Raw genomic sequence first — 14,864 nt, 5'->3', positions numbered from 1 at the left:
GTCTACGTTTCGCGATCCGTGAAGGTGGTCGTACAGTTGGTGCTGGTGTTGTAGCATCAATCGTAGAGTAATAGTTACTCTCGAGAAAAAAGGCCGCTTTTAGCGGCCTTTTTTGTGCCTGAAAGTTGAGAAGACCACCTTCACGGCGTGAGGGGCGAGAGCCGCCCGGAAATAGCGAAAGCGTGGAGCTATTTCAGGCTCGAGCGCGAGGCAACGGATGCCGAGCCGGGACCAAGCTTCAGGGACGAATTCCTTGCAGGGTGGTGATGCAGGCAACCTTGCTTGTAAGCTCTCAGCTTCCTACAAACAAACCAAAGGCCGCTATGCGGCCTTTATAATGCCTCTAACCCTTCATACAGACTTCAAAGGTCAATCGCGTCTCTATACTCACTTCTTCCGTTAAAACTCCCCACAGCTTTTCACAGTGAGTTCTTGTCGCGTTGGCGACTCCAACCAAGGGGCGGTTTACGCCAACCGCCCCTTGGAACCCCGAGGCGCCCGTAATTCGCCAGTGCTTACGAACTCAGGTTTTTGCTAAACGCTCCGCTTAGGCTGCGACACGATTTAACGGCACTTCCCTGTGCCGATAAATCTAGCTCGGCATCGTGCCTCGCTGTCTTAGCCACGCTTCACAGCAAAAGCCGATTTCTCCAGCGCGAATTTAAACGGGATTAGGCTGATACGCCTGCGTTTCAATTTAGGTTAACGCAAACTGTAACTTCGATTAGAGCGAAGCGGCCGTTGATAATTTTCAAATAAACCGTTTATAACGCAATTTGCGTGCATATTCAGGAAAACGACCCAAGCGCTCTTTTTTATCCCATACACAATATTCTTATAGTGAATGAATCCTAAAAGTGGCAGCAACTTACATTGTTTGATACAAATAGACCAATCATAAAAGCGAGCAGTGTTTCGGTAGAAAAACGCGCGATTAGCTCGCTATAAACATGTTAGCTTTCAAGGTGAGTATGGCGATAACAGATACAGGTGTCATTGATTCAGTGATTCACGGTAATGGCTATGAGGATCTAGTTTTAGTAATCACAGATCATCTCGACTGGTCAGCCCCACAAGAACATTTACTTGTATTGCAGCAAAAGTTGAATACGTACATTGCTTTTGTCGAATCAGGTCAAATTTTTAGTGACTTTCCTGAATGTGATGGTGACGCTATTTCAATCTTGATTGCTTGTCAATTTGAGCCATCGGGTGCAGCAATTCAGTTTTTCGAGAAAGCCCATTTATTTTTAAAACAAAAGCTCAATATAAAGCTTAGCTATGCTATTGAAAGCTAACAAAGTAATTAAACAAAGGACACAAAACAGCAGGCTTGTGCTCCTTCGTCGCTAATTTTAGCCTGCTATTTTGTGCCTTTTATTACGGCGTTAGGCATACATGGATAGATCGCTACTAATTGCAACATTGGCTGCTACATTTACTGGATTTGCAAACGCAATTATTTACTTAATGTGGATTGCGAATTCAACTCCAGAGTTTACCGCGTTTATTTTTGTATCTGTTATGGGGGCTGGTATTGTCCTTTTAGCTGTAGTTATTTGGGGAATCCCAAGTCATTTTTGGCTAAAGCATTACCATAAACAAACGATTGGCTGGTATATATTAGTTGGTTCAATTCCATCACTGTTAATCCCTTTCGATTACTTAATGGGTGGTCATTATCCAAACTTAATATCAGCTACGTTATTTTTTACATATGTCGGTGTGTCAGCTTCTATTGCATTTTGGTTAGTAGTGAAGCAAAGTATGCCTAACAAGCTAATAAATAAGGACTAAAAACAGTTTGCTGTTTTCGTTCCTCAACATTTTAGCAAACAATTTTTTGCCTGTTATTAGGGCGTTCCTACAGCCCGCTTTTCGCACTTAGCGCCTTCTCGGACACCTCACAACTAACAGGTATCGATCTCCCGTTTTGATTCGCGCTGTAGAAATCGGCTTTTGTTGTTGAGAGTGCTAGAAACAGCGAGATAGGGCTATCGAGCTAGGTTTACCGAGGTAGGACACCTCGTTAAACTGTGTTGAAAGCAAAACAAAACGTTTAACAAAACCCGAGTTCGGAAGCATTAGCGAATCACGGGTTCGCGGGGTTTCCAAAGGGTGACGAGTGACCGACGATTGATAATCGTCGCAGGACGAGGAAGTGAAGGCAAGGATGCCGACAGGAACCCAGCTTCAGGGACGAGTTACTTGCACCTAAGGTGATTTGTATCTCAGGGTGTCGTCGCCACCGCGACAAGATCTAAATTCAAAGCGCCTTTCGCAAGGTCACCTATTTATTGTCAGACTGAAGTCTGACCTACAGGTAAACAACCCCGCCCTAAAGCCCTGCGCTTTTACTTCTTTTCTCCACCACAGCCGCCGTCATCCTTGAAATGCAACACAAGTCCCCGGCGCTGTTGTAAATCTTAATCTCCCACACCGATGAGCGGCCGCCTAGGTGCACGGGTTTGGTCACAGCTTTGAGTGTGCCAGTACGTGAGGCTTTAAGGTGGTTGGCGTTGATCTCTTGGCCGACGCAGTAGTATTTGCTGGTATCGACAACAAAGTTGGCGGCGTAGCTGGCGACGGTTTCGGCCAGTACCACATAGGCGCCGCCGTGCACCATGCCGATGGGGTTGTAGAGCTCGTTGCTGATTGGCATGGTGGCCACCAGGTAATCCGGGCCGATTTCGCTGATTTCTATGCCGAGTTTGGTCATCAGCGTGCCCTTGGCGCCAACGCCCAAGTCGAGCTTACGACACAGATCAAAATCGATTTCCTGAGCCCAAATACTTTGGGTGTTTTTGTTGACACTTGAGTCTGGCTTTTTGGCGACCGGCAAATCGTTTTTGTGATTCTGAACACTCATACTGAATCCTTATACGGCAACATTTATAAATGGGGTTATCTTACATCGCTTGGCAAGTTCGTCCACATAGTGCGGCACTTGCCTGGGCATCTGCAAGTCTTTTACGACGGTGCGCAGCGCAGGAACAGAGCTGGGCGGCAGTGGGCAGGGGCGGTGGGCAAAAATAGATGGCTTTATAGTCATCACCTGAGGGCCGGATTTGACTAGACTGTCATTAGCAGCCTAGGTGTTAACTTTGAGGGGGGTCTATGGACTTTCATTCCGTGTATGATTTCTGGTTTAACCAATGCAACAGCGAGGACTGGTTTAAAAAGAGTGCGACCTTCGATGCCAGGGTTACCGAGCTGTTTGCCAAGACGCACCGCGCCGCCAGTCGGGGGGAGCTCTATCATTGGCGTAGCAGTGCCCATGGCGCGCTTTGTGAAATTATCGTGCTCGATCAATTCTCGCGAAATATGTTTCGCGGCACCGCCGGGGCCTTTGCCTATGATCCCTTGGCCCTGTGCCTGGCGCAACATGCCGTGGGCAAGGGCTACGACCTGCTGTTGAGCGAGCAGGAGCGCACCTTTTTATACATGCCCTATATGCACAGCGAAAGCGCGGCCATTCATGTGCTTGCCGAGCATCTCTTTCGGCCTTTGGATAACTATGCCTATGAGCTGGAGCACAAGGCGATTATCGACCGCTTTGGGCGCTACCCACATCGTAATGCCCTGCTCGGGCGCCAGTCGACACCCGAGGAGCTGGCATTTTTAGAGCAGCCCAACAGCGGCTTTTAATGGGTCTCGCGCAGCCAGGCTCGGGCCTGCTCTATCTGGTCGTATTTAAAGGCCTTGATCTCGGCGCTGATAAAGTGCGCCGCCAAATGCTCGCCGAGCATGGCCATGGGCGAGTCTGTGACCAGGGCTATCCTGCCAATCTGCTTATGGTGGTCGCGTGCAAAACGCAGGTGTGCAGAGAGCGCCGCAAATGAATCCCAGCCGGGGAAGTGCCGGGTGGCTATCATCAGGCCTTTTAAGGGGCCGCGGCGCTCAATATAAGGGTCAATGATGCGCACCGCCGCCACAAAGTCGGCCGCAGAAAGCTGGCCGTGGGGGGTAAAGACGCCAATATCATGTTCGTCATCTAGGCTGATACAGAGCATATTGGGTTCCTTCTATTGTTGTAAATGCATCGATGCGAGATCGCCTTCCTATATAACTTTAGGCGCTTTTTATGGGTTTGCGCAGTCGGTGATAAAGGCAAAGGCTAAGTTCACAAGAATGTGTGGCGTTTAATTTAAGGAGAAACTTCTATACTTAGTAAAAACAGTGGGTTACGGGGAGGTGTCCAAGAGGAGTTTTTTGACTGATCCACTTTAAGAGTAAATTTCGCGCAAAAAATCCACCTCAGCACTAAACTATAAGTTCAGTGAAATTATAAGCTTACATAAAAATGTATGCCTGTTATACGGTGATCCTTACAGGGTATAAGAAAAAATTGGATTAAGCCACTTTGAGCAAGAAATAAAAAAGAGTGTTGGGCTTCAATGAGCGCAACACTCTTTTGGTGGAGTGACGTTTTTAGGCGGACGGAGTTGGCTGGAGAATGTCGCTCATCACTGTAGGTGTATGAATTTTAGGTGTTAATGTGGCTCAACCTCTAAGTAAGGCTGCTTTGACTTACGCCAGCATTGTTCAAAAAGCGCAATGCTGCCCATCAGCTTTTCTGACTTTTCGAAGACGTGCAATTTGGTCTGATATGCATCATGCCCTTCCACGGGCAAAACCCCCTGACTCTTAAGGTAGTTAAAGAGTGTTGCTTTAGGATAAGGGCGGCTCTTGCACCATTTATCCAACAAAAGGTAACTATCGATAAACTCCCGAATGCTTTTGTGAGTGTATTGTCCCCAGGTTCTGTTTACACATACTTTTTCCCAGGCAAACAAAGTGGCTAAAGCATCAATTTTTATCTGTTGAACACAAAAGTATGCCCTTAATTCAGATTGCGAAAAGAGGCGGTTGAATTGAGAGTGCTCATGCTCAGCTAGCAGACTGTAAATTGCACTCTTAGAAACATAAAGTTCTTTGAGTGAGCGTGTTGTGGTCCGCTGAAACAGGGGAATGTTCTCTTTCAAAATAAGCTCAATGGCCTCACCAAAATTAAAAAAGAATTGTTGGGACTCCATAGCCAATTCACTGAGTGGTAACCAATCCTGAGACTTTGCTCCGGTGGATAATCGAGCCTTGTTTAAAAGCGTTCCTAGAAAGTCATCAACATGCTCTAGGTTGTAGGTGTACATCTTGTTATTAATCGCAGCAGAAATAACGTCTTGTCGTGCTAATTGATTGAGCTCTGCTGGGGTGATACCTAGGAGTTTGCTTGCTTGGACATCACTCAAGGAGCAAAACACCTTACAGGGCAGCAGCGTGTCTATATTCACAGTAAAAGCTGCTGCAGGGAGTTGTAAATTGGGCAACTGCTTTATTGGGTGGGATAGTGATTTGAGCGTAGATGTAGAAATAGCCGTTGTACTGTCTCGCAGTGAGCGCTGCAGAGCGTTAAAGAACTGAACTTGGTGCTCTTTCGATGCAAGTAGCCAATACCCTTTGTTGAACAGGTCTTGAGATTCGTTGTTGTTAAATCTCCAAGAGCCGATAGAGTCATTCGAAAAACGGTATGGTTTGTTAATCATAAGCGCTGCCGAGTATAGTGCTTCTAGATAGGTCTGCTTTTTATCCCCTTGCAACGTCTCTACATATGATTGATAAGAAGGGATTGAAGGGTGAGGTAACGCACAATAGTCATGCCAGCGTAATCCGCAATGAGAGCACCCATCAAATATGTCAGCATTCCACTGCAAGCTTTGGAGGCAACTAGGGCAAGCATCAATCAAGGCTACTTTATGTCGCTGGCAATGAGTGACGTGACATTTCTGCCAATCATGTCGGATAAACCCATCTTTACCACTGAGACAAGTGCTGCAGATATGAAGCGTAGGACACAGTGCGCTCTTGACGGTGGATAAAGGCAGATCGTCGTCGATATGCGTCGGCAAAAATAAGGATTTGAGTGTGTTGGTCCCCATACACAAGGCGTGAGCTAATGCAGCCATAAATTCGTTGAAACGCGCACTTGATACATTGAAGGCTCCTTTTTGGGGCTTCAGTCCAAGCACTTTAAAAATGGCACCGTGGCGGTAATAGCCATTTTCATTCGCCAGACGCAGGAGAAATCCCAATAGGTTTTCCCCTTGATTTGGGCGAGGCCTGATCACTAGTTGGTTAGGCATACAGATCCCTCGCTATGAGTAATTTTTTCACCGTCCCCATATCCGCAGTGAATGGATTGATGGCTTCTCCTTGGAAACACTCGGCGTAGGCCTCTGCAAAAATCTCTTTAGTTAATTCGTCGTCGATATCCGTGCGCTCCAGGCAATCCATAAGGATAAGCTTTAATCGTCTGAGGCTTCCGTTAGTGGCACACAGCAACCGCAATACATTTGAGTAATCCACTTCTTTGAAGTAGCCGATCCCCTCATCGACTAAAGAGTCATTTAGGCATTTAAACAGCGGGAATTTTCGCGGCATGGTGGAGAGGAAGTCGAATAGAATCGCAATAAAATCGACCTTGTTGTCGTAGCCCTTAAATGAAAAGTTATCTAATTCAATGACCTTAGGGAACCTACTTTTAAGTTGCTCATCCACATCTCGAATATCTCTAGCTTCAGGTGTGCCACATAAAACCCAGCTGCAACGGGTTCCGTTGATGAGCTCCTTAATGTCTTTGATGAATTTAGAGGAGGGCATGACGCCGCTTGATGGCAGCGCTACTTGCACTTCATCTAAAAAGATCACCTTCACATCCATGGCATTGACCAGCTTTATGATCCGTCGCTTTTTCTGATCGAGCTTCCCTTCGTTGAAGTTCTCATCGCCCAGCGCTCTGAGAATCTCACTATGGAGTCCATTCAAAGTGCCGCCAGGAACTTCAACATAGATACCAAATACATTGTTGTGCTCTGGAAGCGGATCCTGATGATGCTCTTCTAAAAATTTCTTAGCTAGTGATGTCTTGCCGATACCTGGCTCACCCAACAATAAGGCACCACCCGTTTCAAAAGAGCGGTATTTTATTGTATGCAAAAGGGACTTCTCAGCTGCCTTGTATTTACCAGACATACAATACAGCTTCGCCAAATTATTTGCGTCATGTGACACTTCGCCAATCGTCATGGACTTCCTTACATTTTAAGTGGTTTAACGTTCTTCTTAACTATTAAAGGGGGAGCTGGTTTTTCGGTGTTATCTGGCTGAGCCAGTGCAGGAGGCATGTTTTGCCCTGCGGCATTGTCAGTAATGCATTGCTCGAGCTCATTTTGGGTCACAGGCGGCATACTCTGAGTCGAGGTGGCACTTGAAGTAGGCAGGAATGGCTGGTGTGGATCACCATCTACTTCATCGTTAGTTTCATAGCTCTGTAGTTGTGGGGACATCATATTTACCGCTGTCGCTGGATCTATTTTTCCTCCTGCCTTGGTTCTGGCCTGATGTTGAGACAATGAAATTGGCTCGTCGTATAAGGTGGATGGGACTTTAAACAGTTCACCCGTATCTGGATCAATTACTGAGATAGCTGAAACATCAGCTCGTGAAGAGTACCCTTTTACTTTTACTTGCTTACCTGTGGCATGGTGCTTGTTATAAATTTTAACCAGCTTGCTTGGGTTGCGGATTGACTCAGCCTTGTCGTGATACCAAATGTTATTTTTGACAATGCCCTTATGCGCTTGAATCGTAAATTCAGTTTCAACTCCATGGAAGAGGTCAAGCTTGCGAATATCGTCAGGGGAAAGCGGGGGGACTAAGGCGCGAAAATTTTCAGCCATGTCCGCAGGTGTACATTGCCCTAATCCACCGTGAGGACGCTGGTGATATTTATCTAGGATGAATGTTTCTACTATGCGTTTAAACTCAATTTCAGTGATTGCCGCAGATTGCTTAATAGGCGTAGAGTCTTTCTTTTCACTATTGCGGCTGCCTTCATAGCCAGGAATGAATGTGCAGCAAGACTCTCTAAAGGTGCGATGAAACCGTTCTATAAAAGCATTTTGCCATGGGCTTCTAGGCTGTGTTTGGCGGCCATTAACTCCAATGTGCAATAGATAAGAGCTCATTAATTTTGAGCTGAAGACGCCAGAATCATATTGAACAGTTTCAATCTTGCCGTGCAGCGGCCAGCCATGTTTAGTGTGGGCGGGCTTTTGCTTTTCTTGGATAGAGACTTTCAATAGCTCGATGGCAGAGCACATATCTTCTCTGCGTTTGTGAGCGTAAGAGATGACGTAGCCTAAAATCGTGCGGGTGAACACATCAATTGCAAAGAAAATGACAGGCATACCGACGAAGTTTCCATCGCAATCCAATAACCCGACATTAATGTGAACAGCATCTATTTGCACCAGCTCTAGAGGCCGTTCTGCAACGATGTGGTGAGCAGAGCCCCTGAACATTCTACGAGCTTTATCATACCCTTCTCTGGCAATGCATACTTCAACAGGGTCTAGTTGATTCAGTTTGTCCATAAAGCTCGAGCGTTTCATGCCTTTGTAGCTAGCTCTTTCTTCTGTTGAGAGGCCTGCTAATAACTTTTCTTGCGCTTGTCGAAACTCCAGCCAACACTCTGATTTGCTCAGTCCTCGGTCAGGACCTGGTTTTATCGATTTAAGGTAGAATCTATCAATTATCTCGAAAAATAGATCGCGGCATTCATCACTCACTCGCCATCCAGGTTTGCGCTTTTTGGCATTCACCATCGCAACGTAGTCGAAGTTCCATTTTGTCTCTGCGTCTACTAGCCAGTGGTATACCGTAATTGCTGAGGGTTTGTTTTTACCAGTATCACCTCGTTTGAGGGCGACAGTCTCGATGACTTTCGCGATGCGTTCTAAGGATCGGTTCGCTTGCATGTATTTGAGAGGGGAAAGGTAATCGCTGTATCGCTGCGCGAGAAAGAGCTCGTCTTCGCTCAAGAGGGGTTTTAATTCACCGAGGACAAAAGTGGCGGGCGCCTCTTTGATGTAACCCTGGGTCACTGCTTTTTGGTATTGGCTCAGCGTAAACTGCTTACAGCCGTTATGAAGCTCTAAGACGATTGATTCTCTATCAATTGTTTTAACGGTCGCCATAGTATCGCGATACATGAGCTTTTGACCTTCTTGCAATACGGTTGCGCTCATGAAGCCACCCCTACTTTGGTTAGTAGAGAACTACCGATGAGAGGCTTTGTGCAAGGCCACGCGAACAGGTCATGTGCAAGGAGCTTCATCGCATCGCAATAGGGAGTATCACTGTGATTGGACAAGATTGTGATTAGCTCGCAAAGGGTCACAGTATCTGCGTCTATTTCAATGAATCGAGTTTGCTCTGAAGGGGTGAGCGGAAGCTGACGGAACCCGTATAACTTTTGGTAGTTGTTGATGTTGGTACCGCGATAGATATCTTTGTCAGTTATCAGCTCCAGCGGGTGGTAGAGCTCCTCTGAAAAATGCTGCTTTAACACAGCAAACTTGTCAGTAAGTCGCAGTGTATTGAGCTTGTTGCTGGGCTTTATCTCGAGGCTTTTAAACTCGCCGGAGGTCAGCTTAATTAAAAAGTCAGGTGTATAGCGTGAGGCTCTGCCATTGAGCTGATAGTGAGTGGTGAAGGGTTGTGAGGTATAGCGTACTACGCTGTTGTCGAATTCAAGCAGCAGGGCTGCATGCGCTTCCATTGCGCTCTCGCAAAAAATCATGCTTTGATTTTTATAGGAAAAAAATCTGTGTAGGTGAGTAACCCTGCTTCTCCTAGGCAGCTTGCGCTCAAGTGTCATTCTGTTTCGTTGCATTACATGCACCTCGATGTAAGACGAAATCCTGCAATGCAAAACTGCACCAAGCTGGTTTTTATTGTTGTTTTATCGCTACCTCGACGTAATAACTCTGCATCATTTTCGATATTGCTAACTTGAAGAAAAAGCTCAGTGCCTTCCCTTCGTTTTCTTGCACAATAAAAGTTATAGCTCATAATTAAAGGTTATGCTCATTAAATAGGCAACTCCCTTTGCGCAAACTATGACTATGAAGCCGTGTGGCCTCCGGAACTCTTATTCAGTTTGACAGCTTTTTTAGTTTGAGCGCAAGTTCTTGAAAGTTAAGGGCTAAAAATTACGATGTACTTGTTTTCGGTTCGCGTAACGATTTGTTTTAGCAAGATAATTGTTCACCACGTGGTTCACTTTTTTAAAGTAAATGCTGGTTTTTTGAAATTGAGCGATTGATAGATTTGATAGCAAAGACACCCAGTTACGCAGTTTGAAGCTTTTTTTAAATTATTTTGTAAGGAAATGTTTTTTCCAATAAAAACAGGTGGTTAAGTTTTGCGGTAAAGCATCGGAAATTTTCGGTAGATAGGGGTATTTATGAAAAATTTATCAAGCTTTGCGAGGAGTTAGGAATAAAAAAGCATTTTGGATGAACAGATTTTTGGCTCATGAGGTAGCCGCTATAGAAAAAGTGATTACCCACGGCAATGCAAAAAGCAATTCAGACAACATTCTAAGAAAGCAGGTTGAAACTCACCAGGCTAAAAAGCTACACCAGACAAATTGGCAATATGACAGTGAGCTGTTAAAACGGCTGGATAGAGTCTGTCGCCTGTTACTTATTCATCCGGATAGCTTTTTTGAGAGTGTGATGGAGTTAAGCTACAAGGATATACGTCGAAACGTCCACCCCCGAGGTCTCACCGTATTCAAGTCCCCCTTGACGATTGTGTTTGCTGCATTAAAGCAACATCAACTCGACTGCGAGAGCACGGTTAGGCAAAACAAACTGTTTGCCACTTCAACGGTCCGACGCAGGAGTCCTTTACTCACATGTAGCCACACACCAAAACAGCGCGGGATAAGTGAGGGGCTGGCATTTTGCCTGGGCTCGAAGAGGTGTGATAAAGCTGGTGGCTTTGAATGAAAACCGGACAGTAGAAGATTCCAACCTTGCAAGGTATGCTACTTTGTAAGGTCTTACTGATAGCCTGTTATGCATAATGGAGGCATATGAGCATTTACGAAGAAGAAACAAATTTATTCAACAGTTGGATAGGTAAGCGAGAAGGCTTTGTCGTTGATGGTGTAGTGTCGGAAGAACACTATATCAACTCTTCGCTAAAGCTGTGTTTTGTCCTCAAGGAAGTCAATGACGAAGGTGGTGGAGGTTGGGATCTCAGGCAGTTTATTCGCGGCGGTGCGCGTTGGCAGACTTGGGATAACATTTCGCGCTGGGTTAAGTGTATTTCGAAACTTGATACAGATGTTAGCTGGTCTGAACTTGCTAATATTACAGAAGATGAGCGAAAGGACACTTTAAAATCAATTTGTGCCATGAATCTCAAAAAATCACCGGGCGGGCATACAACTATAAAAGCAAGTTTCAACAAAGTGGTAGCTGAAGACAAAGAGTACATACAAAAGCAATATTCATTATATAACCCCGACATAACGGTGTGCTGTGGTACAGGGTGGGATCTTCGTTGGGCTTTAGAGCTCGATAAAACGAAAGTGTACAGGACAAGTAGGGGAATTAGTTGGTTTTTAAACACTAAAGGCAAGGCAGTAATCATGTTTGCTCATCCTGAGGCAAGAGTCCAAGATTCATTGCTGGTCTATGGTCTAGTTGATGCTGTACGCGAAATTATGCATAACAAAGCGTTTAAGAAAGATTCGCAACGTTCGGCGTCCTCGGTTTGATTTGAATTTAGTGTTTACGGCACAATAGGTTAGGTTTAGTGGCATTGTTGCTCACTACTTAACGCGACGTTAGTTGTACACACACGGAATGAACTATGGATTTAATTTACACATGGATAAATGAACTGTCTTCGTTTCACCAAAGCATACTTGGTGCAGCTGTTTTCTCTGTAAGTTCTTGGTTAGTCCAGAAAGCATATAAGAAGGCAAAGTCTAGCGGCTCTGAATTTATGGAAGTCTATTCAGAGTTAGACGTCCATAAACACGTGCTTCATAAGGAGTATGTCCGCTCTGGGAATATTCAGTACGCTAGCTTTGGCGCGTCAATAGCGTTACTTTTGGCTGCACGTTGGGTGATGTTAGGTATATTGATTATGGTGTTCTTCTTTGGCATAAATTCAATAGTTCAAGGAAATTGGCTTTATGTCGCGGCAGCTTGGTTCACCTTCAACTGTATGCTGGAAGCGAGAAACTGGTTAAAAGATTCCAGTGACCCAAAGAATATCGCTCATGTTCCAGAAGAAACTGCAAATAAAATATATAGCGCTTTAAAACCAAAAGAGCCTGCTCAAGTTGAAAGCACAAACAACTAACAAGCAAAGGCAGCGGACGCAAAAAAGTGGCGATCGCTGCTTTGGGCGTTACCAAGAGTCTGCTTTATCAAAGTATGAAGCATTGGTGATTAGTAGTCGAATGGCGGTTATTGGCACTGAGCTGACCACCAGGCCAGTTATGCAAATATGAAAAAGATGCCAATGATTCAATACACCTGAAAAATTTTACCATCTTACAAGGAGAGTATGACGTGAGTAATGGGATGCCTACAAAAACTCAACATCAAATGGAGAAAGAAAGCAGTACATTGGTAAGCGACGGCCTTTGCAACAACAGTGAAAAAGAGCCACACGATTTTAGAGAAGAATTTCTGAATACCTTCGATGTATATATAGAGGAAATGAAGGGGACGGGCGAAACGTTCAGTTTTAGTAATCAAGGAAAACGTAATTTCTTTCTACCCTCACCATTTGATACTGCACAATTCGTCTTCGGATTAAGCATGAAGTCTTTGATACAGTACTTTGAGCAAGATTCGGGAGAAAAAATTCCAATAGGGGACTCAAATAAGAAGGCCTTGTTCAACAAAAAAGGTGTCTCTTACCGTACAGCTAAAAAATTATCTCCTTGGTTACGTCCTTTGTTGAGTAAGGGTCTACAGAATATTAATCGTGACTCTTGGGGAATAGTGGAAAAGGGTAGCCAGGGTGCTTATAACACCGCAGCTTGGGGCTCGCTTTTAGCTGGTTTTAGAACAGAGTTCGCGTTAAGTGGAGTTGAGGTGGCTATGCCAGAGCAGGAGCCCCAAATAAATTTCTTGTTGCGACGATTAGAAGCCGAGGTTGAGATGGTTACTGATATCCGCAAGCAAGTTGGGGCTGGTCAGGTCAAAGAGGATGACTCCATCGCTCTTATGAAGTTGATGTTGCCATACTGGAAACGACATACGTTGGTGCCTGAAGTTCAATGGATAAACTTTATTGAAAAAATTGAATTGATTGAAAGTGGGAACAAAATAGTAGGAACTAAACCTGTCACAGAGTTCATTATATCTTTTATACATATTCATTTAGATTTCTACTTCCATTTGTTTGCCAGTTACGAAGTAGGCTGTGTATTAACATATAGGGAAAAAAAAGAAGAACTTGAGGATAAGCCAGGCCTACTCTATGAAGCGGTAACGAATTATGTCGCCAATAGCAACCTCGAAGACTACAAATGGACTTGTTTTGGTGAGTTGTTGGAGGCTTTACGCAGAGCCATTTCTAAGCGGCATGGAGAGCTTAGCCAGCGACAAATGGCAATGCTCATCCCTATGGGTCATTCTGGTAGCCCTTCTCAAGAGTCTGATTATGAGCGACATTACAAGAAGCTCAAATCATGGAGAAGTGGTAAAGAAACTCCCAGATTTGAACAACTAGAAAAGTTTATTAACAATATCGCTAATCACTTTAGATTAGGGGGCGATAGTTTCCCTGTCGCTTTATTGTTGCTAATGAGTTTGCATATCGATAACACGGTAAAGCATTGGTCTGAAGAGTTTCAAAAAACTAGTGAGCTCAAAGATAACGAGCAAGCATTCGAAGGTCTGTTTAATGCTATAGGACGTTATAAAGAGTACTATCACCACCATCTATCAAGCCAAATGAGAAAATAGCTTGGGCACAGTTGATACCCAAGCTATATATCTCTGACACGCGCCTACTGCCAATGATGATTGCTATTCATCATCCAGGCGTTCTTGCCAGTCTTCAGGCCGTTCGTCTTCGCCACGACTTTGCCAATAGGCGTCATGCTCAGGATTGAGTTGGCGACTACGGTTATCATCATCAAGCTGAGACATATTATTTCTCTCCTTTACTAGTTGAGTTTTTAGCAGCTATGCTTTGTGCTTTTGCAGCAAAGCTACCTTTCGGCACCACACCAGAGTTTTGCTTTGCAGTCGCGCTTTGAATGCGAGCTGCTGCTTCCGGTGTCATTTTGGTGCTTGTTTTTTTTGCCATATCTATTCTCCTAATTTGTTTAATGAAAGCTGAGCATTAGCTCAGCATCACGAATAATGTCATGGTTAGTTCACTGTGGGACGGGGGGCTTTTGGTATAAGTTTTTGAAAAGGATTTCAGTCTTAAAGGGTAGATGGATACAGAATCAAAATAGGCTATGCAGTATTAGATAAGGTTCTAGCCCAAACCTGAGTGTGAACAGGCTTCTTAGAAGAGCTGCAGTAAAGAGCCTAAAATATCTGATAGAAACAATTGATGTTTACCTGGCCTCATTAAGCAGACCAGTTTGAATTTGATATAATGGCTTAAACGCAAGCGAAGTATTCTTCTCATGAACATTCTTTTCTTATGCACAGCCAATATCCAGCGCAGCAAAACAGCCGAAGAGTTATTTAGCGCTGCCGATGGTATTAACGAATATCGCTCAGCTGGGCTAAGCGCTAAGTATGTTGCTAAGGCTGGCTCTCGCTTATGTAATGAAGAGCTATTGCAATGGGCTGATAGAATCTATGTGTTTGAAGCAAAACATATCGAGCGTATTCGAGAATACACTGGTGACGTTCACCTGGCTAAGATCACCAACTTGGATATCCCTGATAACTATCAATACTTCCAACGTGAGCTGGTGTTACTTTTGTTAGAGCGTTTGCCACTTAGGGAGCTAATAAAAGGGA

General features: G+C 44.6%; 16 protein-coding genes and 1 pseudogene. 9 read left to right on the top strand and 8 right to left on the bottom strand.

Features of this window, described 5'->3' with window-relative positions; translation table 11 throughout:
• From C2M36_RS02480 to C2M36_RS16875, 3 genes and pseudogenes are all read left to right on the top strand, one after another.
• Positions 1-71: pseudogene (locus C2M36_RS02480) on the top strand (elongation factor Tu); the annotation flags it as partial.
• Positions 72-971: 900 nt separating this feature from the next.
• Positions 972-1,298 (top strand): DUF6572 domain-containing protein, encoded by a 327-nt coding sequence (locus tag C2M36_RS02475; protein WP_105253559.1) that lies wholly within the window; start codon positions 972-974, stop codon positions 1,296-1,298.
• Positions 1,299-1,398: 100 nt separating this feature from the next.
• On the top strand, positions 1,399-1,797 hold the full coding sequence (locus C2M36_RS16875; protein WP_199883003.1) for a hypothetical protein: 399 nt from the start codon (positions 1,399-1,401) through the stop codon (positions 1,795-1,797).
• Positions 1,798-2,338: 541 nt separating this feature from the next.
• Here the strand turns inward: C2M36_RS16875 and C2M36_RS02470 are convergent.
• Positions 2,339-2,869, bottom strand: a complete 531-nt coding sequence (locus C2M36_RS02470) for a PaaI family thioesterase (RefSeq protein WP_105253558.1) — start codon at positions 2,867-2,869, stop codon at positions 2,339-2,341.
• Between the two features lie 248 nt (positions 2,870-3,117).
• Between C2M36_RS02470 and C2M36_RS02465 the strand changes: the two genes are divergently transcribed.
• Entirely contained in the window at positions 3,118-3,648 is a 531-nt protein-coding gene (locus C2M36_RS02465; protein WP_105253557.1) for a DUF924 family protein, read from the top strand.
• Here C2M36_RS02465 and C2M36_RS02460 read toward each other — a convergent pair.
• From C2M36_RS02460 to C2M36_RS02440, 5 genes are all read right to left on the bottom strand, one after another.
• Entirely contained in the window at positions 3,645-4,013 is a 369-nt protein-coding gene (locus tag C2M36_RS02460) for an STAS/SEC14 domain-containing protein (RefSeq protein ID WP_105188080.1), read from the bottom strand. The genes C2M36_RS02465 and C2M36_RS02460 overlap by 4 nt on opposite strands.
• A gap of 480 nt (positions 4,014-4,493) precedes the next feature.
• Entirely contained in the window at positions 4,494-6,140 is a 1,647-nt protein-coding gene (locus C2M36_RS02455; RefSeq protein WP_105253556.1) for a TniQ family protein, read from the bottom strand.
• A complete protein-coding gene (locus C2M36_RS02450; RefSeq protein ID WP_105253555.1) occupies positions 6,133-7,083 on the bottom strand; it encodes a TniB family NTP-binding protein in 951 nt (316 codons plus the stop codon). Before C2M36_RS02450 ends, C2M36_RS02455 begins: the two co-directional genes overlap by 8 nt.
• Before the next feature lie 8 nt (positions 7,084-7,091).
• Positions 7,092-9,086, bottom strand: a complete 1,995-nt coding sequence (locus C2M36_RS02445) for an integrase core domain-containing protein (protein ID WP_105253554.1) — start codon at positions 9,084-9,086, stop codon at positions 7,092-7,094.
• On the bottom strand, positions 9,083-9,733 hold the full coding sequence (locus tag C2M36_RS02440) for a TnsA endonuclease N-terminal domain-containing protein (RefSeq protein ID WP_105253553.1): 651 nt from the start codon (positions 9,731-9,733) through the stop codon (positions 9,083-9,085). Before C2M36_RS02440 ends, C2M36_RS02445 begins: the two co-directional genes overlap by 4 nt.
• A gap of 625 nt (positions 9,734-10,358) precedes the next feature.
• On the opposite strand from C2M36_RS02440, the gene C2M36_RS02435 reads away from it, so the two are divergent.
• The 4 genes from C2M36_RS02435 to C2M36_RS02420 all read left to right on the top strand — a co-directional run bounded on the left by C2M36_RS02435 (position 10,359) and on the right by C2M36_RS02420 (position 13,844).
• Positions 10,359-10,856, top strand: a complete 498-nt coding sequence (locus C2M36_RS02435) for a hypothetical protein (protein ID WP_105253552.1) — start codon at positions 10,359-10,361, stop codon at positions 10,854-10,856.
• Between the two features lie 86 nt (positions 10,857-10,942).
• On the top strand, positions 10,943-11,632 hold the full coding sequence (locus C2M36_RS02430) for a hypothetical protein (protein ID WP_105253551.1): 690 nt from the start codon (positions 10,943-10,945) through the stop codon (positions 11,630-11,632).
• A gap of 95 nt (positions 11,633-11,727) precedes the next feature.
• A complete protein-coding gene (locus C2M36_RS02425; RefSeq protein ID WP_105253550.1) occupies positions 11,728-12,225 on the top strand; it encodes a V3/V1b-type arginine vasotocin receptor in 498 nt (165 codons plus the stop codon).
• Positions 12,226-12,437: 212 nt separating this feature from the next.
• On the top strand, positions 12,438-13,844 hold the full coding sequence (locus C2M36_RS02420) for a hypothetical protein (protein WP_158678843.1): 1,407 nt from the start codon (positions 12,438-12,440) through the stop codon (positions 13,842-13,844).
• Positions 13,845-13,907: 63 nt separating this feature from the next.
• Here the strand turns inward: C2M36_RS02420 and C2M36_RS17050 are convergent, their stop codons facing one another.
• The gene (locus C2M36_RS17050) at positions 13,908-14,030 is read right to left on the bottom strand and encodes a hypothetical protein (RefSeq protein WP_267894651.1); all 123 of its coding nucleotides are present in this window, start codon (positions 14,028-14,030) and stop codon (positions 13,908-13,910) included.
• Position 14,031: 1 nt separating this feature from the next.
• Entirely contained in the window at positions 14,032-14,190 is a 159-nt protein-coding gene (locus C2M36_RS02415; protein ID WP_105253548.1) for a hypothetical protein, read from the bottom strand.
• Between the two features lie 331 nt (positions 14,191-14,521).
• Between C2M36_RS02415 and C2M36_RS02410 the strand changes: the two genes are divergently transcribed.
• The coding region (locus C2M36_RS02410; RefSeq protein WP_105253547.1) for a phosphotyrosine protein phosphatase at positions 14,522-14,864 on the top strand (343 nt) is incomplete at its 3' end.

Source organism: Pseudoalteromonas sp. T1lg75 (assembly GCF_002964705.1).
In the GTDB taxonomy this organism is placed as follows: Bacteria; Pseudomonadota; Gammaproteobacteria; order Enterobacterales; family Alteromonadaceae; genus Pseudoalteromonas.
The sequence above is the reverse complement of the archived record's forward strand: the minus strand, read 5'-3'. Positions and strand labels throughout refer to the sequence as shown.

Coding starts and splice junctions, on each gene's coding strand:
- C2M36_RS02455 (WP_105253556.1), bottom strand. CDS start 6,140: ATGCCTAACCAACTAGTGATCAGGCCTCGCCCAAATCAAGGGGAAAAC.
- C2M36_RS02475 (WP_105253559.1), top strand. CDS start 972: ATGGCGATAACAGATACAGGTGTCATTGATTCAGTGATTCACGGTAAT.
- C2M36_RS02445 (WP_105253554.1), bottom strand. CDS start 9,086: ATGAGCGCAACCGTATTGCAAGAAGGTCAAAAGCTCATGTATCGCGAT.
- C2M36_RS16875 (WP_199883003.1), top strand. CDS start 1,399: ATGGATAGATCGCTACTAATTGCAACATTGGCTGCTACATTTACTGGA.
- C2M36_RS02430 (WP_105253551.1), top strand. CDS start 10,943: ATGAGCATTTACGAAGAAGAAACAAATTTATTCAACAGTTGGATAGGT.
- C2M36_RS02440 (WP_105253553.1), bottom strand. CDS start 9,733: ATGCAACGAAACAGAATGACACTTGAGCGCAAGCTGCCTAGGAGAAGC.
- C2M36_RS02450 (WP_105253555.1), bottom strand. CDS start 7,083: ATGACGATTGGCGAAGTGTCACATGACGCAAATAATTTGGCGAAGCTG.
- C2M36_RS02425 (WP_105253550.1), top strand. CDS start 11,728: ATGGATTTAATTTACACATGGATAAATGAACTGTCTTCGTTTCACCAA.
- C2M36_RS02435 (WP_105253552.1), top strand. CDS start 10,359: ATGAACAGATTTTTGGCTCATGAGGTAGCCGCTATAGAAAAAGTGATT.
- C2M36_RS02415 (WP_105253548.1), bottom strand. CDS start 14,190: ATGGCAAAAAAAACAAGCACCAAAATGACACCGGAAGCAGCAGCTCGC.
- C2M36_RS02460 (WP_105188080.1), bottom strand. CDS start 4,013: ATGCTCTGTATCAGCCTAGATGACGAACATGATATTGGCGTCTTTACC.
- C2M36_RS02465 (WP_105253557.1), top strand. CDS start 3,118: ATGGACTTTCATTCCGTGTATGATTTCTGGTTTAACCAATGCAACAGC.
- C2M36_RS17050 (WP_267894651.1), bottom strand. CDS start 14,030: ATGTCTCAGCTTGATGATGATAACCGTAGTCGCCAACTCAATCCTGAG.
- C2M36_RS02470 (WP_105253558.1), bottom strand. CDS start 2,869: ATGAGTGTTCAGAATCACAAAAACGATTTGCCGGTCGCCAAAAAGCCA.